The sequence below is a fragment of the Caballeronia sp. AZ7_KS35 genome (genome assembly GCF_023631045.1).
GTDB lineage: Bacteria > Pseudomonadota > Gammaproteobacteria > Burkholderiales > Burkholderiaceae > Caballeronia > Caballeronia zhejiangensis.
On record NZ_JALQDV010000001.1, the window covers coordinates 1,047,853 to 1,071,674 of the forward strand.

Sequence of the window (23,822 nt, forward strand, 5' to 3'; positions counted from 1 at the left end):
AAGAAACGATTGGCTCCCGATGCAGCCAGAAGCATGGCTAAGAAGCGGTGGTCGAAAAAACGGCAAAACTGGATGGCCGGGAATCGGCGGTGTCGGCGGGGATGCGGCAGGCGCGAGTCACGACGGACGCGACGTGCCGGGCCGGCAGACCGATAGTCGGCCGCACGGCGCTCAAGAGATGAGTGGGTTGAATCGCAACGGCTGTCTCCTCTTTTGATTTTTACCCGTTCGTTCGAGCGTTGCCCCGAAAGACGCACTCGACGGCGAGGCGCGAGGCCTGAACGATCGTGAGCCGCAAGGGGCGCTTTCCGTGGAAAGCGGCGCGCCGCGCGCTCCGTTAACATGCGCTCAGAACGATCATCTGTAAAAAAGCTCGTCACCAGACTTGTCTGATTGACTTTGGCAATTTTCTGTAGATGACATTTCCTCTTGATTTGGATTGTAGTTAAACTACAATTCAGTGTCAAAAAAAATTTTATCGGACTACGCTGTCATCCGTAGTCACCCGGGCGACTCGCCCCGATTCGACTCACATCCGCTCTCGAACCCACGTAGAGACTCATGCAAAGCGACTCGAACTTCACCTTCGTACTCTTCGGCGGCACCGGCGACCTCTCCATGCGCAAGATTCTTCCCGCGCTCTTCGAGGCGCATCGCGCGGGCATGCTCAATCCGGCGGGCAGAATCGTCTCGGTCGCGCGCGAGGCCAAGCAGCAAGAGGAATACCGCGCGTGGGTCGAGGATCACGTGAAGCCGCATGTAGCGAAGAACGGCATCGATGAAGCCGCGTGGCAGAGCTTCATCGAGCGCTTCGAGTACGTCGGGCTGGACCTGGGACGTCCGGAGGACTTCGTCGTCTTGCGCGACGCGCTCGCCCGGTTCGACGGCACGCGCGTCTTCTATCTGGCGACGGGGCCGTCGCTGTTCGTGCCGATCTGCCGGGCGCTGGCCGATGTCGGCCTGAACCAGAACGCGCGCATCGTGCTCGAAAAGCCGCTCGGCTACGACCTGAAGTCGTCGAACGCGATCAACGACGCCGTCGGCGAAATCTTCCAGGAAGAGCAGATCTATCGGATCGATCACTATCTCGGCAAGGAGCCGGTGCAGAACCTGCTCGCGCTGCGCTTCGGCAACGCGCTTTTCGAGCCGCTGTGGCGGCGGGAATGGGTCGAGAGCATCCAGATCACGATCGCCGAGGAACTGGGCGTGGAAGCGCGCGGCGACTTCTACGACAATACGGGCGCGCTGCGCGACATGGTGCAGAACCACTTGCTCCAGTTGCTTTCCATCGTGACGATGGAGCCGCCGCACTCGATGGACTCCGACTCCGTGCGCGACGAGAAACTGCGCGTGCTGCGCGCGCTCAAGCCCATCGACGAGCGCGACATCAGCCGCGTCGCGGTGCGCGGGCAATATCATGCGGGTGTGATCCGCGGTACGGCGGTGCCCGCGTACGTGACCGAGCCGGGCGTGCGCGCCGACAGCACGACGGAAACTTTCGTCGCGCTGAAGGTGGAGATCGAGAATTGGCGTTGGGCGGGCGTGCCGTTTTTCCTGCGCACCGGCAAGCGGCTCGCGGATCGCGTCGCGGAGATCGTCGTGAATTTCCGCGCGGTGCCGCATTCGGCGCTCGGCGCGAACGCATTGCGCGCGGGCGCGAACCGTCTCGTGATCCGGTTGCAGCCGAACGAGTCGATTCGTCTCTACTGCCTGGCGAAGCAGCCGGGCGAGGGCATGAACCTCGCGAGCGTACATCTGGATCTCGCGTTCGATCAGTTCTTCAAGGAAGGACAGATGGAGGCGTATCAGCGGCTTCTGCTCGATGTGATTCACGGCCGCCTCGCGCTTTTCGTGCGGCGCGACGAGCAGGAAGCGGCGTGGCGCTGGGTCGAGCCGATCCTGAACGCGTGGGCATCGGCGACCAGCAAGCCGAAGCCGTATGCGGCGGGCACGTGGGGACCGGCGGCATCGAGCGCGATGCTCGCGCAGGCGGGCACGTGCTGGCTGGAAGAAGAGAATTGAGGGAGTGACGCCGACGCAGCCCGCAAGAGGCGCGCGGCGCGCACGAAGATTCAGGACACCGCTTCGCCCGTCATTGCGACGGCGCGAACAGAAAGCGGATCGATAAACCAGAACAAGCAGGAGGAGCAGTGATCGAGCTTCATACTTTCGACGATCCGCGCGCCCATTCGAACGCGCTGGCGAAAGCCGTGAGCGACGCGCTGAAAGCGTCCCTCGCGGCAAGAGGCGCGGCATCGGCCGACGCCGCCGGACAAACCGCTCACGCCACGCTGGCGGTCTCGGGCGGCACGAGTCCGAAACCGTTCTTGCAGTCGCTCTCGCGCGAGCCGCTCGACTGGGCGCACATCGACGTGACGCTCGTCGACGACCGCTGGGTGCCCGAAACCGATTCCGCGAGCAACGCGCAGCTCGTGCGCGACACGCTGCTGCAGAACGCGGCGGGGTCGGCGTATTTCCTGCCGCTCGTCGATACGGCCAAGCCGCTCGAGGCGCACATCGCCGAACTGAACGCCGATCCGCGCCGCCGTCTGCCGGACGTGGCCGTGCTCGGCATGGGCGAGGACGGCCACACGGCCTCGATTTTCGCCGACGCGTCCGAATGGGATTTCGCGATCTCCACGCCGGACCGGTTCATCGCCGTGCATCCGGGCGCGGCGCCGCATGCGCGCGTGAGCCTGTCGATGTCGGCGCTCAAGCAGATCGGGCAGTTGTATCTGTTCATCGCCGGGCAGAAGAAACTCGACGTCCTGAACGCGGCGCTCGCCGCGCCGCAAAAAAACGCCATCTCGACGCTGGCCCACGCTGAAGGAGTGAAGCTCGATGTCTACTGGTGTGCATAAGACAGCGGCTCAGCACGCCGACGGACCGCGGCTTCTGGCCGACATCGGCGGCACGAACGCGCGCTTCGCGCTGGAGACCGCAACCGGCGAGATCGGGCAGATCCGCGTGTATCCGGGGGCCGATTACCCCGGCATCGCGGAGGTGATGCAGCAGTATCTGAAGGACACGAAGGTCGGCCGCGTCAATCATGCGGCGATCGCGATCGCGAATCCGGTCGACGGCGATCACGTGAAGATGACCAATCACGACTGGAGCTTCTCGATCGAGGCGACGCGCCGCGCGCTCGGCTTCGACACGCTGCTCGTCGTGAACGACTTCACCGCGCTCGCGATGGCGCTGCCCGGCCTGACCGACGCCCAGCGCGAACAGGTCGGCGGCGGCTCGCGGCGGCAGAACAGCGTGATCGGTCTGCTCGGCCCCGGCACGGGTTTGGGCGTCTCCGGGCTGATTCCGGCGGACGATCGCTGGATCGCGCTCGGCAGCGAAGGCGGTCACGCGACGTTTTCGCCGTTCGACGAGAACGAAGACCTCGTCACCCGCTATGCGCGCCGCAAGTTTCCGCACGTCTCGTTCGAGCGCGTGTGCGCGGGGCAGGGGCTGGAGCTGATCTACCGGGCGTTCGCGGAGCGCGACAACGTCACGGTCGCCGACACCTTCACCGCCGCCGATGTCACGACGCGCGCGCTGCAAGGCGAGCCGCTCGCGCTCGAAACGGTGAACTGTTTCTGCGCGATCCTCGGCACGTTCGCGGGCAATATCGCGGTGACGCTGGGCGCGCTGGGCGGCATTTACATCGGCGGCGGCATCGTGCTGAAGCTCGGCGAGCTGTTCCACAAGTCGCCGTTTCGCGAGCGCTTCGAGTCGAAAGGGCGCTTCCAGCAGTATCTGTCGGGCATTCCGACGTACATCATCACGGCGGAATATCCGGCGTTTCTCGGCGTGTCGGCGATTTTGTCGGAACAGTTGTCGAATCGCGCGAACAGCGGTTCGTCGGCCGTGTTCGAACGCATCCGCCAGATGCGTGACGCGCTGACGCCCGCCGAGCGGCGCGTCGCCGATCTCGCGCTGAATCATCCGCGCTCGATCATCAACGATCCGATCATCGACATCGCGCGCAAGGCCGACGTCAGTCAGCCGACGGTGATCCGCTTTTGCCGCTCGCTCGGCTGCCAGGGCTTGTCCGACTTCAAGCTGAAGCTCGCGACCGGCTTGACCGGCACCATTCCGGTGAGCCACAGCCAGGTGCATCTCGGCGATACGGCCACCGACTTCGGCGCGAAGGTGCTCGACAACACCGTGTCGGCGATCCTGCAGTTGCGCGAGCATCTGAACTTCGAGAACGTCGAGCGCGCGATCGATATCCTCAACGGCGCGCGGCGCATCGAGTTCTACGGGCTCGGGAATTCGAATATCGTCGCGCAGGACGCGCACTACAAGTTCTTCCGCTTCGGCATTCCGACGATCGCGTACGGCGACCTGTACATGCAGGCGGCGTCCGCGGCGCTGCTCGGCAAGGGCGATGTGATCGTGGCGGTGTCGAAGTCGGGGCGCGCGCCGGAACTGCTGCGCGTGCTCGAAGTGGCGATGCAGCAAGGCGCGACGGTCATCGCTATTACGTCGAGCAACACGCCGCTCGCCAAGCGCGCGACGGTCGCGCTGGAGACGGATCACATCGAGATCCGCGAGTCGCAGCTTTCGATGATCTCGCGCATTCTGCACCTCGTCATCATCGACATTCTCGCGGTCGGCGTCGCGATTCGCCGTGCCGCGCCGAAGCCCGGCGCGAAGATCAGCGAGACGGTCGCGAAGGCGCGTCAGTCGAGCGACGATGACGCCGCCGCCGTGCTCGACTGGCTGAGCCACGGCGCGTCGGGAATGGCGCGGGACTGAAGCGCTTTCGAAGCGCGATGAACGAAGGGCCGCCGATGCGAATCGGCGGCCCTTTGTCTTGCGGATCGAACCGGCGCGTCAGAACGAGTGCTGGATGCCCGCGTACACGCCCGACTGGCTGTGTCCGACGAGCGGGTTGTCCGTCGCCGCCGACGTGCCGTAGTTGTTGGCGTTCAGGCCGTAGTTCGCGGTGCTGCTGTTGCGCACCGTGGCGATCTGAATGTCGAACAGCGTGCGCTTCGAGATGTTGTACGAACCGCCGACCGAATAGATGGTCGCGTTGCCCGCGCCGTTGTTGCCGTTCACGTGATACACCGCGCCGATCAGCGCCGCTGCCGGCGTGGCTTGCCACGTCACGCCGCCCCATTCGTGATCGAGCGTGCTCGGCTGGCCGGGCAGCAGGTTCGTCATGCCGGACGTGCGGATCGCCTGATAGCCGCCCTGCAGCTTGAACTGGCCGAGGAACACGTTGAACATCGCCGTGTATTCGCGCGAGTAGGCGTAGGCACCGTTGCCCGTGCTGTAGTCACCGCCGAGCGTGCCGTTCGCCGGGTTGCGGATCTCGTCGTAGATGCCGCGCACCTGAAACAGCGGCGATGTGTAGGTGATCTGCGCACCGGCCTGACGGCCCTGCGGCGTGGTGCCGTTGCCGTTCCAGTTGGTCGCGTTGGACAGCGCGTACTGGCCGTAGAAATCGAAGCCCGCGAACTTCGGCGACTGATACGAAATGTTGTTGCTCGACTGCGGCCAGTTGCGACCACGCACCAGCGATGCCGACGACCAGTTCGACTGACCGAACGGATCGAAGTCCCATATGCCGTTCGAGATGAAGAGCTCACGGCCGAGCAGAACCGTACCGAACTGATCGTTGGCGATACCGACCGTCGCCCAGCGATTGAAGAGGTTGCCTTGCGCCTGGCCGTTCATCGCGTTGAAGCCGTTTTCCAGCCGGAAAACGGCGCGGTTGCCGCCGCCCAGGTCCTCGGCGCCCTTGATGCCCCACAGGCTCGTGCCCCAATCGCCGCTTTCGGCGCGAAAACGATGCGTGCTGCCGCCGGCGCCGTCGGGCACGCCGCTCATGTATTCGAGTCCCGCGTCGATGCGGCCGTACAGCGTCACGCTGCTCTGTGCATGTGCCGCTGCGCTGAACGCCATGAGTGCTGCCGACGCGAGCAATACCTTCTTCATCATCCCCTCCAAAACGCTGTCAAAGAAAACATGTGCATGACGAGGCATCGCGATCACGCCGCGATCCGCGTCATTTCTCGAATTCGGAGGGATTGTGAAGTAGAACTACTTTGTCGGATGCCCGGTTTTGTAGTTTTAGTTGCCGAGTTGACAAATGTCGTGCGCGGGCAGGATACCGTCGGCATCGACGTTCGTTATGCCCGAGCTGCAAACGCCCGAAAGTCTCGCGATCCAATAAAAAACGGTGCGATACCCTTTCGGGCACCGCACCGATACGCGCCTCTCGCAGCAGCGTGAAAACCTTCTAAAAGACTTTTCTGTCAGACCCGTTGCTTAGAACGAGTGCTGGATACCTGCGTACACGCCCGTCTGGCTGTGGCCAGGGAACGGGTTGTCCGTCGAAGCAGCCGAGCCATAGTTGTTGGCGTTGAGACCGTAGTTCGCGGCCTTGCTGTTCTGCACCGTCGCAACCTGCAGGTCGAGCAGCGTGCGCTTGGACAGGTTGTACGAGCCGCCGACCGTGTAGATGGTCGCGTTACCCGCGCCGTTGTTGCCGTTGACGTGGTACACCGCCGCGATCAGCGCTGCTGCCGGCGTGGCTTGCCACGTCACGCCGCCCCATTCGTGATCGAGCGTGGTCGGCTGGCCGGGCAACTGGCCCGTCATGCCCGAGCTGCGGATTGCCTGATAAGCGCCCTGTACCTTGAACTGACCGAGGAACAGGTTGAACATCGCCGTGTACTCGCGCGAGTACGCATAGACGCCGTTGCCGCCCGAGCCGCCGTCGATCGGGTTGTACGCGCCGCCGAGCGTACCGTTTGCCGGGTTGCGGATTTCGTCGTACATACCGCGAATCTGGAAGAGGGGCGTCGTGTACGTGATGTACGCGCCCGCTTCGCGGCCTTGCGGCGTCGTGCCGTTACCGTTCCAGTTCGTCGCGTTCGAGAGCGAGTACTGACCGTAGAAGTCGAAGCCCGCGAACTTCGGCGACTGGTACGAAATGTTGTTGCTCGACTGCGGCCAGTTGCGGCCACGCACCAGCGATGCGGACGACCAGTTCGACTGACCGAACGGATCGAAGTCCCATACGCCGTTGGCGATGAAGAGTTCACGACCCAGCAACAGCGTACCGAACTGATTGTTCGCGATACCGACCGTCGCCCAGCGATTGAAGAGGCCGCCGCCGCCCGGGCCTTGACCCGTCATGGTGTTGAAGCTGCCTTCCAACTGGAACACGGCGCGATAGCCGCCGCCCAGATCTTCGACGCCCTTCAAACCCCACAAGCTCGTGCCCCAATCGCCGCTTTCCGCCTTGAAGCGGTGCGAAGAGCCGGTGGCGGGCGCGCCGGCCGGACCGGTCGGCACACCGTTCATGTATTCGAGCCCCGCGTCCAGGCGGCCATACAGCGTCACGCTGCTCTGAGCGTGCGCCCCCGCGCTGAACGCCAGCAGTGCTGCCGACGCGAGCAAAGCTTTCTTCATCATCTCCTCCAACCCTGTCAAGAAATAGAACCCAAGTGCTGCTGTGTGGTTCGATGCGAGCGCACCCAACCGAAAATGTTTTCAGAGGAAGGACACGCGCGGGCTGTAGTGCTAGTGACGATTCGCACGTCGTGGGCGCGAATCTGACCCCGATCCGTCGATCGGTGCCGTTCCTCAGTTTCTTTTGGACTTTTGAAGTAAAACTACTTTTTGTGTACTTCGTTTTGGTACTTTCGTTACCAATTTAACAAATTACGTTATGGTCGCCAAAGAAAAATGACGATCGCCGACCGTTTGTGTCAAAAATGCAATGCCCATGTGCTAGGCAGTCGACCCACAGGATGGGAAATACGCCGCAAAGCCTTATTCCATCAGGGCTTCAGCGGCATGTAAGTTTCGGGGTCAGGTTTGTCGCCTATTGACGCGCGCTCGCCGCGGCGCTAGGTCGAGTCAGGGCGCGAAAGAGGTCTAAAGCCTTGCGGGCGGGCGTAAAAAAAGCGCCTCACGGACGCTTTTTTTGGAGTGGAAGGCTGCTTCCGGCAGCGATCGCTTACTTCAGGCTGCCCGACAGAAACTGCTTCAGGCGCTCGCTCTTCGTGTTGCCGAACACGGCATCCGGATGGCCTTCTTCCTCGATGCGCCCCTGATGCAGAAACACCACATGGTTCGACACGTTGCGCGCGAACGCCATCTCGTGCGTGACGACGATCATCGTGCGGCCTTCCTCGGCGAGCGTCTGCATCACCTTCAGCACTTCGCCGACGAGCTCCGGATCGAGCGCGGAGGTCGGCTCGTCGAAGAGCATGACATCGGGATGCATCGCGAGCGCCCGCGCGATGGCCACGCGCTGCTGCTGTCCGCCCGACAGATGCGACGGGTACTGCTTCTCCACGCGCGGCGCGAGCCCGACTTTCTCCAGATAGGTACGCGCGCGCTCCTCCGCTTCTTTCCGCGAAAGTCCGAGCACGTTGACGGGCGCCTCGATCACGTTCTCCAGCACGTTCATGTGCGACCAGAGATTGAAGTGCTGGAAGACCATCGACAGTTTCGAGCGAACCTGCCGCAATTGCTGCGCGTCCGCCGCCTTCAGCGCGCCGGTCTTGTCCTTCATCGTGCGGACTTCTTTCCCGTCGACGAAGATGCGCCCCTGATTCGGCTGTTCGAGAAAGTTGATACAGCGCAGCATCGTGCTCTTGCCCGAGCCCGACGACCCGATGATGCTGATGACGTCGCCGGCCTTCGCCTTCAGCGACACGCCCTTGAGAACTTCGTTGCTGCCGTACTGCTTGTGAATGTCATCGACGATAAGCTTGTGCTGCTGGGAAATCATGAACGGTCCTTGAGCGGCGGTGAACTTATTTGCCTTGCGGCCGCAAATAAGCGAGCCAGCGATGCTCGGCGCGGCGGAACAGCCACACGAGCGCGAACGAAATGCAGAGGTAGAGCAGGGCGGCGAGGCCGAACGCCTCGAACGACTGATACGTCGCCGAGTTGACATCGCGCGCGATCTTGAGGATGTCCGGCACGGTCGCCGTGAACGCGACGGTGGTCGCGTGCAGCATCAGAATGACTTCGTTGCTGTAGTAAGGCAGCGCGCGCCGCAACGCCGACGGAAGAATCACGCGCCGATACAGCGTGAAGCTCGACATGCCATACGCGCGCGCGGCTTCGATTTCGCCGTAGGGCGTCGCCTTGATCGCGCCGGCGAAAATCTCGGTGGTGTAGGCGCACGTATTCAGCGTGAACGCGAGCAGCGTGCAGTTCATCCCGCTTCTGAAGAACTCGGAAAGCAGCATGTGATCGCGCACGACCTGGAGGCTATACAGGCCCGTGTAGCAGAGCAGCAACTGCACATAGAGCGGCGTGCCGCGAAACACGTAGGTATAGAGCCACACCGAACGCGAGAGCAGCTTGTTCTTCGACACCCGCGCGACCGCGAGCGGCACCGAAAGACAAAAGCCGAGGCCGATGGAGATGACGAGCAGCCACATCGTGATCGCGAGACCGGTGATGCGGTAGCCGTCGGTGAAGAGGTAATTCTTCCAGTATTCCTGGATGATTTCGATCATGATCCCTGCCGCCCTGTAATGGACCGATTAGAGGTCGGCCTTGCGCACGCCGATGGAATAGCGCCGCTCCAGCCAGATCAGCACGAGATTCGAGATCGTGGTGATCGCGAGATAGATCGCGCCCGCGAGCAGCGTGAAGAAGAAGAAACGCAGCGTGCCCTTGCCCGCGTCCTGCGAGGCCTTGACGACGTCCGCGAGACCGATGATCGACACGAGCGCCGTCGCCTTGACCATCACCTGCCAGTTGTTGCCGATGCCCGGCAGCGCGAAACGCATCATCTGCGGAAACATGATGCGCGCGAAGGTCTGCCACGGCGTCATGCCGTAGGCCGCGCCCGCTTCGAGTTGGCCGCGCGGCACGGAAAGAAACGCGCCGCGGAAGGTTTCGGTGAAATACGCGCCGTAGATGAAGCCGAGCACCAGAATGCCGGCGAGGAACGGATCGATGTCGATCTGATCCCAGCCCATCGCGTCGGTGAAGAGATTCAGCCAGATCTGGATGCTGTAGAAGAGCAGCAGCATCAGCACGAGATCGGGCACGCCGCGGATGAGCGTGGTGTAGACGGTGCCGACGCCCGACGCGACGCGGTTCTTCGACAGCTTCGCCGCCGCGCCGATCAGGCCGATCACGAAGGCGAACACGAGCGACAGCACCGCCAGCTTGACGGTCTGCCAGGTGCCCGCGAGGATCAGCGGACCGTAGCCTTGCAACATGGTGATTCCTTGGTAAGGTGCCTGACGTGCATGGAGTGTGACGAGCGCGGCGGTCGGTATTCTAGATGGCCAAAATTGCGAGCAGCCGCTGCTGCTAACCCTGCCAACGTTTCGGATGCGTTTTTCCGGCGCATCGCGGCGCGTTCCGGCGTCTCGCGGGCGTTCCCAACCCGTCGCCGCCCGGAAAAGCGCGGTATTTTACCCGAAGCCGGCCAGGGCGCGAGTTCGAAGCAGGATGTGTCCGATTACATGCATCAGCGGAACGATGTAGTGCCGTGGCGCGCGTTGTTTCGGAAGGGCGTCGCCCTTACATTCTCTCCATCGCAAAACAACGCCTTGGGCGGGAGCAAATACCATGATCGAGATTCGCCGCAGCAACGAACGGGGTCACGCCAACCACGGCTGGCTCGACTCGTATCACAGCTTCTCCTTCGCCGATTACTACGATCCCGAGCACATGCACTTCGGCGCGCTGCGCGTGATCAACGAGGACCGCGTCGCGGGCGGACAGGGCTTCGGCGCGCATGGCCATCGCGATATGGAAATCGTGAGCTACGTGCTCGAGGGCGCGCTCGCGCATCGCGACAGCATCGGCAACGGCTCGACGATCCGTCCCGGCGATGTCCAGCGCATGAGCGCCGGCACCGGCGTGCGCCACAGCGAATTCAACGGTTCGCCGACGGACACCGCGCACTTCCTGCAAATCTGGATCATTCCGGATGCGCCGGGCGGCGCGCCCGGGTACGAGGAAAAGCGCTTCGCCGACGATGAAAAGCGCGGCCGCCTGCGGGTGATCGCATCGCCGGAAGGCACCGACGGTTCGGTGAAGATCGGCGCGAACGCGCGCATCTTCGCGGGACTTTTCGACGGCGACGAGCGCGCGGACTTCGACGTGCCGGCGGGCCGCCGCGTGTATGTGCATGTGGCGCGCGGCGCGGTGACGGTCAACGGCGAAGCGCTCGGCGCGGGCGACGCCGTGAAGCTCGAAGACGTGTCGAAGGTGACGATCGAGAAGGGCGATAACGCGGAAGTGCTGCTGTTCGACCTCGCCTGATCGTTCCACTGATGTAAAGAAGGCCGCGGAGCGCATGCTCCGCGGCCTTCTTTCATGCGCCGAGACGGCTTACGGCTTGGCCGTGGCGGATGCGCCCGCCGCCGCGCCCGGTGCGCCGTCCGGGCCGCCGCGGTGCTTGCCCCAGCGCTCGTGCATCTTCTGCTCGTGCTCGCGCATCTTCGCGAAGTGCTTCTTCAGCGCCGTGCTGACCGTCGTCTTCTGCTGGTCGTTCAGCGCGTTATAGAAGTTCAACCACGCGGTCGCGGTCTGCTCGCGCAACTGCTCGTTCTGCTGCTCGATCTTCTGATGCGCGGCGTGCATCGCGTTCAGGTCGAGGATCGGCTGGTTTTCCATCGACTTCATCTGATCGTGCATCTGCCTGAAGCTTTCGCGCATCGCCTGACGATTCTGCTTCATCGTCGTGAGCGCGGTCTGCCACAGCTTTTCCTGATCCGCGTTCAGCTTCAACTGGCCGTGCAGTTCGTCCAGCTGCTTCTGCATCCGCATTTCCATGCGGTGGCCGCCGTGACCGCCGGGGCCGCCCATCATGGCCGGACCGCCCGGAGGCGGCGGGGGCGGCGCGTCGTTCGTCGCGGCGTAGGCCGTGCCGAACGTCAGCGCGATTGCGGCAGCGGCGGCGGTGAGGATGCGATATTGCTTGGCCATCTTGGTACTCCCTTGATTGTTTTCGAAGCCGAAGCCGCGAAACCTGCATCGACGTACGGGTTGATGCGTGGAGGTCTCGCGCTTGTCGGTGAGACACAGCGTAGGGGTTCGCCGTGCACCGCGTGTTACGGCATGGTTTAGGCTTGTTACGCAGGTTTACGCCTCGCTTTCGTCGTAACACCCCGTAACCCTTATGGCAGGCCTGTCATCAATCGAGGTCTGACGCACGCGCTAAACTCCATTCCATGACTACGCAAATACTTGTCGTCGACGACGACGCCGAACTGCGCGACCTTTTGCGCGACTATCTGGTCCGGCAGGGCATCGAGGTATCGGTGCTGCATGACGCCGGCGGTCTCGAACGCCGCATCGAACGCGAGCGGCCCGATCTCATCGTGCTCGACCTGATGATGCCGGGCGTCGACGGGCTGACCGCGCTCAAAGCATTGCGCGCATCCGGCGACGACATCCCCGTCATCATGCTGACCGCACGCGCGGACGACGTTGACCGCATCGTCGGCCTCGAACTCGGCGCGGACGATTACCTCGGCAAGCCGTTCAATCCGCGCGAACTGCTCGCGCGGGTGCAGGCCGTGCTGCGCCGCCGCCGCACGATTCCGTCCGCCGCGCCGGAGCAGCGCGAACCGTATTCGTTCGGCCGCTTCAGGCTCGACTTCCAGTCGCGCACGCTGCAACAGGACGACAGGCCGCTCACGCTGTCGGGCAGCGAATTCGCGCTTCTGAAAATTTTCGTGAACAACCCGATGCGCACGCTCACGCGCGAGCGCCTGCTCGAATTGCTCCACGGTCCGGAGTACGACGGCACCGATCGCGGCATCGACGTGCAGGTGTGGCGCCTGCGCCGCATCCTGGAAACCGATCCGTCGGCGCCGCGCTTCATCCAGACGGTGCGCGGACGCGGTTACGTGTTCGTGCCGGATGGCGAGCAAAATGCGCCGGGCAATTGACACGCTGTTCGGCCGGCTGGTCGTCATCGTCATCGGCATGCTGGTGTTGTCGCATGTCGCGTGGTTCGCGATCATCCGCTTCGAGCGCGATAACGTGCAGACGCGCTTCGCCGTCGAGGAGGCCGTGTTCCTGGTCGAGGCGGTGCGCCAGCACATCGCCAATACGCCGGATCAACCGCTGCCGCCGCGCGTGCGCCTCGTGGCGCTCGATAGCCCGGACGTGCCGAAGCAGCCGGACGAGGGCACGCCGCCGCCGCTACAGCGCTTTGTCGAGGATCTGAAAGACCGTCTGCCCGACGGCACCGACGTGCGTCTCAACGAGCCCGGCGGCCCGCCGAGCGTCTGGGTGCACGGCGCGAAGGACGCAGGCTGGGTCGTCGTGCCGGTGCAGCCGCTGCGTCCGCCGCGCTCGCGCGACCGCATGCTCGTCTGGCTCGCGCTGATCTTTTCGACCGCCGTGCTCGCCGCGCTTTTCGGCGCGTGGCAGTTGCAGTCGCCACTGCGCGCGCTCGCGCAAGCGGTCGGGCGCTTCGGACGCGGCCAGCCGACGCCGCCCGTGCCGGAGCGCGGTCCGCGCGAATTGCGGCAGCTCACGCACGGCTTCAATCAGATGGTCCGCGAGGTCTCGCAGACGGAGAACGATCGCGCCGTCATGCTTGCAGGCGTCGCGCACGATCTGAAGACGCCGCTCGCGCGCCTGCGTCTGCGCGCCGAAATGATGGACGACGACAAAATGCGCGACGGCGTCGTGCGCGATGTCGATTCGATGGCGCATATCGTCGACCAGTTCCTCGTGTTCGCGCACGACCGCCCGGACGGCAGCGAGCCGGTTCCCGTCGACGAGCAGTGCGAGCGGATCGCGCGGGCGTATCGCGCGGTGTCGCCGGACGCGCAGCCGATCCGCCTGAAGCTCGAAGCGGGGCCCGCTTTCGCGCTGCCGGCGGCGTCGCTGGACCGGTTGCTGTCGAATCTGCTGGATAACGCCCATGCATACGGCGCGCCGCCGGTCGTCATCGAGACGCGGCGGGAAGCCAAGGGCTGGGTATTGTCGGTGTCCGATCACGGCAAGGGCATCGCGCCGGACGATCTCATCAAGGCGAGCCGGCCTTTCGTGCGGCTCGATCCGGCGCGCGGCGGCAGCGGCCACAGCGGGCTCGGACTCGCGATCGTGGAGCGGCTCGCGCGACGTGCGGGCGGCGAGTGCGAGATCGGCAATCGTGCCGACGGCGGATTGCAGGTCACGATGACCTTTCCGTTCGACAGCGCCACGCGGCCGGTGCAGGAGCGCCGCGCCGGGTCGCAGCACGAAGAGCGCGCGCTGTAACGGCGCGCTCGGTCAGAGAGGCGGAGCGGCGTCAGTCGAACAGGGTTTCGAGCGCGGACGCCGCTTCGCTGTCCACCGTGTTGTACGTCACCGTCGACGCCTCGAAGATGTAGTGCGTCGTGTACTTGCCGAGGCGCGAGAGAATCTCCTCCTGAATCACCTCGGGCGCGAGATCGATCTTCAGGAACCACGTCGTCGACGACAGCCGCGTCTGAAAAGAGCCGTACTCGGCGAGCAGGTGGTCGAACGTTTCTGCGTCCTGATCCCGGCACACGATGACCAGATTTCCCTTCATGCAATCCTCCCGATTCACGCCAGCGGCATTCGATTTCGAACATCGATGATACCTGCGCGATGCGTGCGCGTCGCGGCACGCGCATGACCGTGCGGTGACTCGACGCGCCGGTTCGGCCGGCTACTTGCCGGCCAGCGTGTCTTCGGGATGCCGGGTGGACGGGCCGGGATCGGCGGGGCGCATTTCGCTGCGGTCGCGCCCGCGCGATTTCGCCTCGTAAAGCGCGAGGTCGGCGCGCGAGAGAATCCATTCGAGCGCGTCGTCGGGCGCGAGCTCCGTGATGCCGATGGATACCGACAGCGCCGCGTCGTCCGGCAGATGCGCGCAGTGCTCGTGATGGAAGCGCTTCCGCAGGCGCTCAAGCACGGCGTGCGCGTCGGCGAGCGGGGTTTGCGGCAGCAGGATGCCGAATTCCTCGCCGCCGAGCCGCCCGATCGCATCGCTCGGACGAAGCTGCGCACGGCACACTTCGACGAAATGCTCCAGCGCGCGATCGCCCGACGCGTGCCCGAAGCGGTCGTTGATCTGCTTGAAGTGATCGAGATCCGCGATCGCCACCGACAGCGGGGTGCCGACCGAGCGCGCGAGCTCCACTTCGTGACGCAGCGTGTCGAGGAAATAGCGGCGCGAGAGGGCGCCGGTGAGCGCGTCGTGGCGCGCTTCGGCCGAAAGCAGCGTATTGGCCGACTGGAGCTGTTCAGCGAGATCGCGGGTCGCGCGGTGCAGGCGCCGCTCACGCGAATACGACGTCGCGATCACGATCGCGAGCGTCACGACGCCGAGCATCGTCAGGAACACGAGGAAGCGGTCGCGGCTGTGATTGCGGCTGATCTCCGGCCAGCTCGTGAGCGGATGCACGATATGCGCCGACAGTCCCGAATTGAGACCCGTGCGCTCGTCGTAGAGCGAAGGCACGTTGCTGCCGTTCGCGGCGTAGAAGGTTTGCGCGAGCGCGGGCGCGAGCCAGTGCTCCGAGGCGCGCATCTGCTCGCCGATGTGCGAGATGCGCAGCTCCGGAAACGACTCGCGCCGATAGTGCTCGACGCGTTCGCGCTCCGTCATGCGCGCGATGGGCGCATTGGGCATCGCCTGGTATTCGAGCCGGCCGTCGTGCGCCATCACGACGACGCCGTTTTCATCGGTCACGAAGGTGCCGGCGCGCGACACCCAGTGCCGCAGCCGGTCGATGCTCACTTTGGCGATCACCGCGCCGACCAGGATGCCGTCTTCGTAAGCGGGCGCCGCGATGAAGATGCCCGGCTCGCCGGACAGCCGCCCGACGCCGTACATCTCGACGAAGCCGCCGAGCAGCGCGCGGGCGACATAGCCCCGGGCGCTCATGTCGTAGCCGATGAAGCTGTCGTCGTCGGCGGCGTTGCTCGACGCAATGCAGAAACCGCGCTCGTTGACGAGCCAGATCGAGTCGAGGCCGGAGAAGCCCTGCGCGTCGTGCAGGAAGTGATTGACCTTTTCGAGCGCGGGGCGCGCGGTCCAGTCCTTGCGGCGTTCGAGTTCCGTCCCGGCCGGGTTCGAGGCATAATTCCGCGACTCCGCGAGCGCGCGCTGCGTGAGGTCCATCTGCGCGAGCGTGGCGGGAATGGCGCGCGACATCGCCAGATCGCTCGCGATGATCTGCGCCATGTTGTCGACGATCGACCCCGCCATCTGACGCTCGGTACGCACCGTCGCCGTCATCTCCTGTTGTACCATTCGGTCCGACAACAAGCCGGCGGCCACCCAGCACGCGCACGCCAACGCGGCGATGCCGAGCGTCGCGACCACACGGTGCAGGATGAGTTTGTTCATCGGACGCGCGCGCATGGGAGGTTCACGCGAGACAAAGGTCGCATGCGCCATGCCGGCCATTCGGCGCGGTGTGCACATGGCGGTCGACGCGGGCGTGTGGATTGCAGCGCGTGATGTCTGCCGTATTCCGGCTTGTGCTCGCAACGGGGCGGCGGGCGCGGCTCAGGCGGTTATTCGGCTCGGATCTGGCGTCTCGCATCGCATCGGCGCTCAAATTATTGTTTGTGATAAGCCCAGATTGGACGATGTTTTTTGCCGCCTATCAAGCGCCATGTCACGGCGTGCGACGTCTGTCCAACACAACGGACGCGCGCCGGGCGCACGCGCTGGCGCTTCTTCGTCGAATAGCGGCGAGCCGCAGCCAAACTGAAAGGAAGCGAAAGCACGAGCGCCGGGCGCATTCGACGCGGGCTGCCCTTCATTTTGCCCGTGCCGTGCCGAAGAGCAACAGAAACATCGCATGATTCGCGTGCCGGACCGCATGAAGGTTGTGCCTGTCACGCGGGTTGGTGTAGTGTCGCGCGGTTCAGAACGGGGATCGTCTGACGCGGCGACTGCCTGGCGCCGCGCTGCGAGCTGAACGTGTCGTCGTTTCGGCGGCTCCGTGCGTTGAGCATGGGGTCGTCCCGGGCAGAGGCTTCTTGCCCGCCTGACGGTTATCTGCCGTCGGAAGCAACATCCCGCGCCCGGCGCGGTCGGAACAAAGCCTTACGGGGAGGGCCTTGCATGGAATTTGGTTTCAATCTGAATCGCACGGCGAATGCGTCGGCGTGGCGGATCCTGCCCAACCGCTGGGATTTCGTCGCGTTCCCGATGATCATCTGCATCATCGCGCTCGCCGCAGTCGGTTTCCACGAGACCCTGGCGCCGATCTCGACCCTGCAGACCCAGGCGATCTCGCTCGACCCCGCGAATCTCCCCGAATACGCGTTGCGCACGACCTTGCGCATGCTGCTGGCGATGGTCGCGTCGCTCATTTTCACGCTGATCTACGGCACGCTCGCGGCGAAGAGCCGGCGCGCGTCGATCGTGCTCGTGCCGATTCTCGACATTCTCCAGTCGGTGCCGGTGCTGGGCTACATCTCGTTCACGGTGACGTTCTTCCTCGCCATGTTCCCGGGGCGCGTGATCGGCGCCGAATGCGCGGCGATCTTCGCGATCTTCACGAGCCAGGCGTGGAACATGACGTTCAGCTTCTATCAGTCGCTGCGCACGGTGCCGCGCGATCTGGACGAAGTCTCGCGCGGTTTTCATCTCACCAACTGGCAGCGCTTCTGGAAGCTCGAAGTGCCGTTCTCGATGCCGGGCCTCATCTGGAACATGATGATGTCGATGTCGGGCGGCTGGTTCTTCGTGGTCGCCTCCGAGGCGATCACGGTCGGCAACCGCACGATCGTACTGCCGGGCATCGGCGCGTATCTCGCGACCGCCATCGGCGAGCGCAATCTCTCCGCGATCGGCTGGGTGATTCTCGCGATGACCGTCGTCATCCTGGCCTACGACCAGTTGATGTTCCGCCCGCTCGTCGCGTGGGCGGACAAATTCCGCATGGAGAACACGAGTTCCGGCGACGAGCCGAAGTCGTGGCTGCTCGACCTGATCCGCCGCACGCGCCTGATTCACCGTCTGCTGGTTCCGGCCGGCTGGATCCTCGCGAAGGCGGCGCGCGTGCCGATCAAGCTGCCGTCGCTGCAGGGCGCGCTGGAAAACGTCGGCCTGCCGCTGCGCGCGAAGGTGCCGTCCACGCGCGCGGGCGATATCGCGTGGGGCACGGCCGTGCTGCTAGTCACGGTGTTCGTCGTGTGGAAGGTCGCGTCGTTCGTCGCGACGGGCGTCACGTGGAGCGAAGTCGGCCACGTGTTCGTGCTCGGCTTCATCACGCTCTTGCGCGTGGTCGTGCTGATCGCGATCGCTTCGGTGATCTGGGTGCCGCTCGGCGTGCTGATCGGCCTGCGCCCCGCGCTCGCCGAGAAGATCCAGCCGCTCGCGCAGTTCCTAGCCGCGTTCCCGGCGAACCTGCTGTTTCCGGTGTTCGTCGTCGTGATCGTGCGCTGGCATCTGAACCCGGATATCTGGCTCTCGCCGCTGATCGTGCTCGGCACGCAGTGGTATATCCTTTTCAACGTGGTGGCGGGCGCGTCTTCCTACCCGAACGATTATCGCGAGGCCGCGACCAACTTCCAGATTCGCGGCTGGCAGTGGTGGAAGAAATGCATGCTCCCCGGCATCTTCCCTTACTACATCACCGGCGCGATCACCGCTTCGGGCGGCGCGTGGAACGCGAGCATCGTCGCGGAAGCGGTGTCGTGGGGCAAGACGGAGGTTGTCGCGCATGGTCTCGGCGCATATATCGCCCAGACGACCGCCGCGGGCGACTATCCGAAAATCATTCTTGGCATCGCCGTGATGTCGCTGTTCGTCACGCTGTTCAACCGACTGTTGTGGCGCCCGCTATACGCCTACGCCGAAGCAAGACTCCGGCTGGATTGAGGACGAGTTCCGATGCAGAACCTGAAAACTACGCAGACGTCCGCTGCGCAAGACTCGCGGCGACTCCAGGGCACGCCGCCGCGTCTCGGCGCGGAAATCCTGCGCGTCGCGAACGTGAGCCGCGGCTTCAACAAGACGCAGGGCGAACTGCTCGTGCTCGACGATGCGAATCTCTCGCTGCGCGAAGGCGAGATCGTCGGATTGCTCGGACGTTCGGGCTCGGGCAAGTCGACGCTTTTGCGCATCATCGCCGGGCTGATCGAGCCGACGGGCGGCGAAGTCACTTATCTGAACGAGCCGTTGCGCGGTCCCGCGAAGGGCGTCGCGATGGTGTTTCAGACCTTCGCGCTGTTTCCGTGGCTGACCGTACTGCAGAACGTGGAAGCGGGTCTGGAAGCGCAAGGCGTGGCCGCGCGCGAGCGGCGCGAGCGCGCGCTGGCCGCGATCGACCTGATCGGTCTCGACGGCTTCGAGAACGCGTATCCGCGTGAATTGTCGGGCGGGATGCGTCAGCGCGTGGGTTTCGCACGGGCACTGGTCGTCGATCCGACCTTGCTGTTGATGGACGAGCCGTTCTCCGCGCTCGACGTGCTCACCGCCGAAAACCTGCGCACCGACCTGCTCGATTTGTGGACGCAAGGGCGCATGCCGATCAAGTCGGTGCTGATCGTCACGCACAACATCGAGGAAGCGGTGTTCATGTGCGACCGCATTCTCGTGCTGTCGTCGAATCCGGGCCGCGTGATGGCCGAGATCAAGGTGCCGTTCAAGCATCCGCGCAATCGCTTGGATCCGGCGTTCCGGCGTCTCGTCGACGATATCTACGCGAAGATGACCGCGCGGCAGATGGGCGAAGCGAAGAAGAAGGGGCTGGAGTTGGGAAGCTGGCTGCCCGAAGTCTCGACGAACCTGATGGCGGGTCTCATCGAAACGCTCGCGGCCGAGCCGTACCACGGCCGCGCGGACATGCCGGAAATCGCGCGGTCGCTGCATCTCGAAGTGGACGATCTCTTCCCGATCGCGGAAGTGCTGCAACATCTCGGTTTCGCGGACGTGCGCGAGGGCGACATCTATCTGACGCCGCAGGCGCGCGTGTTCGCGGAGTTCGGCACGCAGGAGCGCAAGATGATGTTCGCGGAGCATCTGCTGCGGCACGTGCCGCTGGCGGCGCGGATCAAGAAGGTGCTGAACGAGCGGCCTGGGCATCGCGCGCCGCGCTTGCGCTTCGAGCAGGAACTGGAGGACTTTCTCTCCGACAAGGCCGCGCAGGAAACGCTCGATGCGGTTATCGACTGGGGCCGCTACGGGGAAATTTTCTCGTACAACGATCAGACCGAGATGCTGAGCCTGGAGGACGTGGAGGCTTGAGTTTCCTGTGGATGCAAGCACGCGAAGCGCGGTTGCCGGCGCCGGCGCCGCGCTTTTTCTTTGCGCGTTGGCCGTTTGGCTGAATGTTCGCGCGGTGCGTTGAATCGTACCGTTTTCGTCTTGAACAGTGTTGCTGCGTGTGTAAAGCTACACACGCAGCGTTCGGAGACGAGATGGATTCATCGCGCTTGATACGAATGCTGCTGGATGACGGGTGGCACTTGGACCGAATTGTCGGCAGTCACCATCATTTCAAACGTCGGGGAAATATGAGCTTGGTCACGGTGCCTCATCCCCGAAAAGATCTTTCCATTGGAACGGTAAGAAGCGTCCTCAAGACGGCCGGGTTGCTCAACCGGCTGTACTCTTCATAACGGAGATTCGAAAGTGGAATTCCCAGTCGCCATTCACAAAGACCCGGACAGTTGCTACGGCGTTACCGTGCCTGACATTCCCGGCGTTTTTTCTGCGGGAGAGACGGTCGACGAGGCAATTAAAAATACGAAGGAGGCAATCTACAGCCACGTCTCGATTCTTATAGAGGACGGTTTGGACGTTTCGCTGGTGCCTTCCCCGATTGAAGATCTGATGCCGAACCCCGACTTCGCCACGGCAATCTGGGCCTACGTCGAAGTCGATCTCTCGAAGCTCGACTCGCGTCCCGAGCGCATCAACATCAGCCTGCCGCGATTCGTGCTGCGCAAGATCGACAGCTACGTCGAGGCGCGCCACGAAACCCGCAGCGGCTTTCTGGCGCGGGTCGCGCTCGAAGCGATCGCGAACGGCTGAGACCGCAAAAAAGCGCGGCGCTCGTGACGAGCGCCGCGCGTTCGATATCCAGCCGCGGGAAACCTACTGCAGATTCCCCCAACGCTCGACGGCCGGTTCCGCCGACGCCCATTTCCATCCTTCGGATTGCTGGCAGGCCGTAGCGACGAACCACTCGGCGGGCGCTTTCGCATCGTCGCCATCGACGACCGAAAACGCGAATTCCTTGCAGCTCGCGAGCGCGCTATTGAACTCGCGCAGCACGCGCACCTCGCCGTGGCCGTTCTCGACCGGCAACGTATGCTTGACCTTCCATGGCCGCGTTTCGCCGACCTGCGACATGCCCGCCGTCACCGCGATCATGACCTGCTGATCCTGATGCAGCGATTTCATCGTGCGCGCGACGAGTTCGTCGGTGGCGGCCTGCACCGCGATGCCGACGCCCAGGCCCACAGCCGGGTTCGTCGTGAACGCGCCGGTCGCGACGCCCGCCACCGCACCCGTCGCGGCGCCGATCGATGCGCAGCCGCTCATCGTCACGCACGCGGCCGCGCCGGCAGCGACGAGCCCAAGACGCAGCGCAAAAGATACGTCGAAAGACAGCGTCATTGCAGGGCGCCCCAGCGCGGCGTAGCCGGTTCGGCCGACGCCCACTTCCACTTGTCGCCGTCGCGGCAAACCGATGCCACGTAGAACGCGCTGTCGGCGGGGCGGTCCTTGGTCGCGTCGCGATCGACGGAAAACACGATCTCCTTGCATTCGAGCACGCCGCTGCTGATGGTGCGGCTCACCGTCACGCGGCCTTTTTCGTCGTCCTCGATCGGCACTGAATGCACGGCCTTCCACGGCGCAACCGCGCCGACCGCGAGCGGACCGGCGACCGTCGCAATCTGATCCTGCGAGTAGGTATGCGCGACGCGCTGCGTGTACTGCACGCCCGCGCGCGCGGCGGCGACCGCGCCGAGGCCGATGCCCGTTGCGACGGCGGCGTTGCTGGTGACACTGTTTGCCACCGCGGCGCCCGCGATACCGGCGCCGGCCGTCGCGCCTTCGCTGTAGAGCGAGTTGCATCCGCTGAGACTCACGCAAGCGATGGCGCCCGAAACGATCGCGGCGAGCGCGGCGGCACGCGACCCGCGCCGATGAACCCTGATCTGCATGTTGCTTTTCCTTCGTCTTCCGTTTCCCGACGCTTGCGATCGGGGTTCGAGGGGCTCGAATCTACTTGAGGTTCCGCCCTCAAGTCACCGCCCGGCAACGCGAAGCGACGAAACGCGCACGCGGGCTCCGCGCATTTTGAAGCATGCTTCTAATTACCGGTTTGAGAAAATTGCAAGAAATTGCAAGCGTGAAGAGCACGTTTCGATCCACGTACCGCTCCGAGGGCGAAAAAAAAGCGAGCGCGGATGTCTGCGCTCGCTTCCCGGTCATGCGGATATCGCCTCGGATACGCTTCAGCTTTCGCTATTCGACGACGCGTCGCTGCCCTCGGTGTCCTCGTTTTCGTACGCGCCCAAGCGGTTGTACAAAGTCTTCAGACTCACCCCGAGCGCTTTCGCGGCGCGCCGCTTGTCGCCGCCGCAGTGTTTGAGCGTGCCGAGGATGATCTGCTTCTGCGCATCGGCGAGCGGCGTACCGACCCAGACGTTCATCGCGTCGCCTTGCGTGACCGGCTTCTTCACGCGCGATGCGAGATGCGGATGCGCGATCTCCACCGTCTTCTCCGCCAGAATGAACGCGCGATAAACCGTGTTCTTCAGTTCGCGCACGTTGCCCGGCCACGAATACGTTCGCAGCACGTCGAGCGCGCGTTTGCTGAACACCTTGTTCGTGCCTTCCTGCGCGTTCATTTCGGACAGGAAATGCTGTGCGAGCAGTTCGCGATCCGAATCGCGCTCGCGCAACGGCGGCGCGCGCAGCGGGAACACGGCGAGCCGGTACATGAGATCCTCGCGCAGGCCGTTTTCCTTCACGGCCGCGACAGGATCGCGGTTCGTCGCTGCGATCACGCGCACATCGGAGCTGATGAGATCGTTGCCGCCGACGCGAAAGAACGTGCCTGTTTCCAGCGCGCGCAGCAGCTTGACCTGGCGCACGGGCGACATCTCGGTCACTTCGTCGAGGAAGAGCGTGCCGCCGTTCGCATGCTCGAAATAGCCGATGCGTCCCTGCACCGCGCCCGTGAAGCTGCCTTTCTCGTGGCCGAAGAGCTCGGCCTCGATGAGATTGTCGGGAATCGCACCGCAGTTCACCGCGATGAACGGCGCGTCCTTGCGCGCGCTGTGGTCGTGAATCGTACGGGCGACGAGCTCCTTGCCTGTGCCCGACTCGCCGATGATGAGCGCGGTCGCATCGGTCGCGGCCACGCGCTCGATTTGCGCGTACAACTCCTGCATCACGGGCGACGAGCCATAGAGCAGTCCATAAGACTTCAAGCCCGGCACTTCCCCCGTGTTGCGTTTTCTTTGCGCGGGTGTATCGCCGACCGCGGCGGGCGGCTGATCCAGATCGGTTGACGCCATGTGTCCTGATCGTTCCTGAGTGCTGCGTATGTAGTGGGCGGGCGGCGGACTCGCGCGGGCGCTTCCGGTTGCGGTCGGCCTGGCGCGGCTCGGCGCGCGCGAGCGGCGCAACCGTGGATGACCGCGCGCATCGGCATATGACGCGCCCTTGCGCGCTGCCCTTGAGACTCACGCGATCCGTGAGCGTCGTTCCTGGTTGAGCGTCGGTCCAGGCGCGTCTGCATCGGCTGCTTGTTCAGAGCCGGTTCGTTGCAAACGCACCTATCTCATAAACGCTATTTAACCATTCGCAACGACATTGCGGCAATGCGCGGGCCGGCCGTTCGGCGCATTTTGTCTGCATCACGCGGGCCCTC

General features: G+C 64.1%; 21 protein-coding genes. 10 read left to right on the top strand and 11 right to left on the bottom strand.

Annotated features, from left to right (window positions below):
- Positions 1–561: 561 nt before the first annotated feature.
- The 3 genes from zwf to NCT05_RS05020 all read left to right on the top strand — a co-directional run bounded on the left by zwf (position 562) and on the right by NCT05_RS05020 (position 4,752).
- Entirely contained in the window at positions 562–2,022 is a 1,461-nt protein-coding gene (gene zwf, locus NCT05_RS05010) for a glucose-6-phosphate dehydrogenase (protein ID WP_250501833.1), read from the top strand.
- A 128-nt stretch (positions 2,023–2,150) separates the two neighbouring features.
- Positions 2,151–2,861, top strand: a complete 711-nt coding sequence (gene pgl / locus NCT05_RS05015; RefSeq protein ID WP_250501834.1) for a 6-phosphogluconolactonase — start codon at positions 2,151–2,153, stop codon at positions 2,859–2,861.
- Complete coding sequence (locus tag NCT05_RS05020) at positions 2,842–4,752, top strand: bifunctional transcriptional regulator/glucokinase (protein ID WP_033536676.1); 1,911 nt, start codon at positions 2,842–2,844, stop codon at positions 4,750–4,752. The genes pgl and NCT05_RS05020 overlap by 20 nt, the downstream gene beginning before the upstream one ends.
- A 78-nt stretch (positions 4,753–4,830) precedes the next feature.
- Here NCT05_RS05020 and NCT05_RS05025 read toward each other — a convergent pair whose 3' ends face one another.
- From NCT05_RS05025 to NCT05_RS05045, 5 genes are all read right to left on the bottom strand, one after another.
- A complete protein-coding gene (locus NCT05_RS05025) occupies positions 4,831–5,940 on the bottom strand; it encodes a porin (protein ID WP_008350824.1) in 1,110 nt (369 codons plus the stop codon).
- Positions 5,941–6,273: 333 nt separating this feature from the next.
- On the bottom strand, positions 6,274–7,422 hold the full coding sequence (locus NCT05_RS05030) for a porin (RefSeq protein ID WP_008350822.1): 1,149 nt from the start codon (positions 7,420–7,422) through the stop codon (positions 6,274–6,276).
- A 550-nt stretch (positions 7,423–7,972) separates the two neighbouring features.
- Positions 7,973–8,752 carry an ABC transporter ATP-binding protein gene (locus NCT05_RS05035; RefSeq protein ID WP_250501835.1) on the bottom strand — a complete coding sequence of 260 codons (780 nt, stop codon included), beginning with the start codon at positions 8,750–8,752 and terminating at the stop codon, positions 7,973–7,975.
- Positions 8,753–8,777: 25 nt separating this feature from the next.
- Positions 8,778–9,491: an ABC transporter permease gene (locus NCT05_RS05040; protein ID WP_008350819.1), complete on the bottom strand. Its 714-nt coding sequence runs from the start codon at positions 9,489–9,491 to the stop codon at positions 8,778–8,780.
- A 27-nt stretch (positions 9,492–9,518) separates the two neighbouring features.
- Positions 9,519–10,205: an ABC transporter permease gene (locus NCT05_RS05045; RefSeq protein ID WP_008350817.1), complete on the bottom strand. Its 687-nt coding sequence runs from the start codon at positions 10,203–10,205 to the stop codon at positions 9,519–9,521.
- 355 nt (positions 10,206–10,560) lie between these two features.
- Between NCT05_RS05045 and NCT05_RS05050 the strand changes: the two genes are divergently transcribed.
- Positions 10,561–11,259, top strand: a complete 699-nt coding sequence (locus tag NCT05_RS05050) for a pirin family protein (protein ID WP_250501836.1) — start codon at positions 10,561–10,563, stop codon at positions 11,257–11,259.
- Positions 11,260–11,328: 69 nt separating this feature from the next.
- Here NCT05_RS05050 and NCT05_RS05055 read toward each other — a convergent pair whose 3' ends face one another.
- Positions 11,329–11,925, bottom strand: a complete 597-nt coding sequence (locus NCT05_RS05055; protein WP_034471310.1) for a Spy/CpxP family protein refolding chaperone — start codon at positions 11,923–11,925, stop codon at positions 11,329–11,331.
- A gap of 245 nt (positions 11,926–12,170) precedes the next feature.
- On the opposite strand from NCT05_RS05055, the gene NCT05_RS05060 reads away from it, so the two are divergent.
- A complete protein-coding gene (locus tag NCT05_RS05060; RefSeq protein WP_008350810.1) occupies positions 12,171–12,893 on the top strand; it encodes a response regulator in 723 nt (240 codons plus the stop codon).
- Positions 12,877–14,217, top strand: coding sequence for an ATP-binding protein (locus NCT05_RS05065; RefSeq protein ID WP_008350808.1), 1,341 nt, complete (start codon positions 12,877–12,879; stop codon positions 14,215–14,217). Before NCT05_RS05060 ends, NCT05_RS05065 begins: the two co-directional genes overlap by 17 nt.
- 31 nt (positions 14,218–14,248) lie before the next feature.
- Here NCT05_RS05065 and NCT05_RS05070 read toward each other — a convergent pair whose 3' ends face one another.
- Positions 14,249–14,512, bottom strand: coding sequence for a hypothetical protein (locus tag NCT05_RS05070; protein ID WP_008350806.1), 264 nt, complete (start codon positions 14,510–14,512; stop codon positions 14,249–14,251).
- A gap of 120 nt (positions 14,513–14,632) precedes the next feature.
- Entirely contained in the window at positions 14,633–16,318 is a 1,686-nt protein-coding gene (locus tag NCT05_RS05075; protein ID WP_250501837.1) for a sensor domain-containing diguanylate cyclase, read from the bottom strand.
- Between the two features lie 726 nt (positions 16,319–17,044).
- Here NCT05_RS05075 and NCT05_RS05080 point away from each other — a divergent pair.
- The 4 genes from NCT05_RS05080 (at position 17,045) to NCT05_RS05095 (ending at position 20,965) form a co-directional block, all read left to right on the top strand.
- Entirely contained in the window at positions 17,045–18,808 is a 1,764-nt protein-coding gene (locus NCT05_RS05080) for an ABC transporter permease (protein ID WP_008350803.1), read from the top strand.
- Positions 18,809–18,820: 12 nt separating this feature from the next.
- Positions 18,821–20,176 (top strand): ABC transporter ATP-binding protein, encoded by a 1,356-nt coding sequence (locus NCT05_RS05085; RefSeq protein WP_250496706.1) that lies wholly within the window; start codon positions 18,821–18,823, stop codon positions 20,174–20,176.
- A gap of 173 nt (positions 20,177–20,349) precedes the next feature.
- On the top strand, positions 20,350–20,550 hold the full coding sequence (locus NCT05_RS05090; RefSeq protein ID WP_075644177.1) for a type II toxin-antitoxin system HicA family toxin: 201 nt from the start codon (positions 20,350–20,352) through the stop codon (positions 20,548–20,550).
- Positions 20,551–20,563: 13 nt separating this feature from the next.
- Positions 20,564–20,965 carry a type II toxin-antitoxin system HicB family antitoxin gene (locus NCT05_RS05095; protein WP_033536674.1) on the top strand — a complete coding sequence of 134 codons (402 nt, stop codon included), beginning with the start codon at positions 20,564–20,566 and terminating at the stop codon, positions 20,963–20,965.
- A 63-nt stretch (positions 20,966–21,028) separates the two neighbouring features.
- Here NCT05_RS05095 and NCT05_RS05100 read toward each other — a convergent pair whose 3' ends face one another.
- From NCT05_RS05100 to NCT05_RS05110, 3 genes are all read right to left on the bottom strand, one after another.
- Positions 21,029–21,553 carry a hypothetical protein gene (locus tag NCT05_RS05100; RefSeq protein ID WP_008350799.1) on the bottom strand — a complete coding sequence of 175 codons (525 nt, stop codon included), beginning with the start codon at positions 21,551–21,553 and terminating at the stop codon, positions 21,029–21,031.
- Positions 21,550–22,104, bottom strand: coding sequence for a hypothetical protein (locus NCT05_RS05105; RefSeq protein ID WP_250501838.1), 555 nt, complete (start codon positions 22,102–22,104; stop codon positions 21,550–21,552). Before NCT05_RS05105 ends, NCT05_RS05100 begins: the two co-directional genes overlap by 4 nt.
- A gap of 294 nt (positions 22,105–22,398) precedes the next feature.
- A complete protein-coding gene (locus NCT05_RS05110; RefSeq protein ID WP_008350797.1) occupies positions 22,399–23,466 on the bottom strand; it encodes a sigma-54 interaction domain-containing protein in 1,068 nt (355 codons plus the stop codon).
- Between the last annotated feature and the right edge of the window lie 356 nt (positions 23,467–23,822).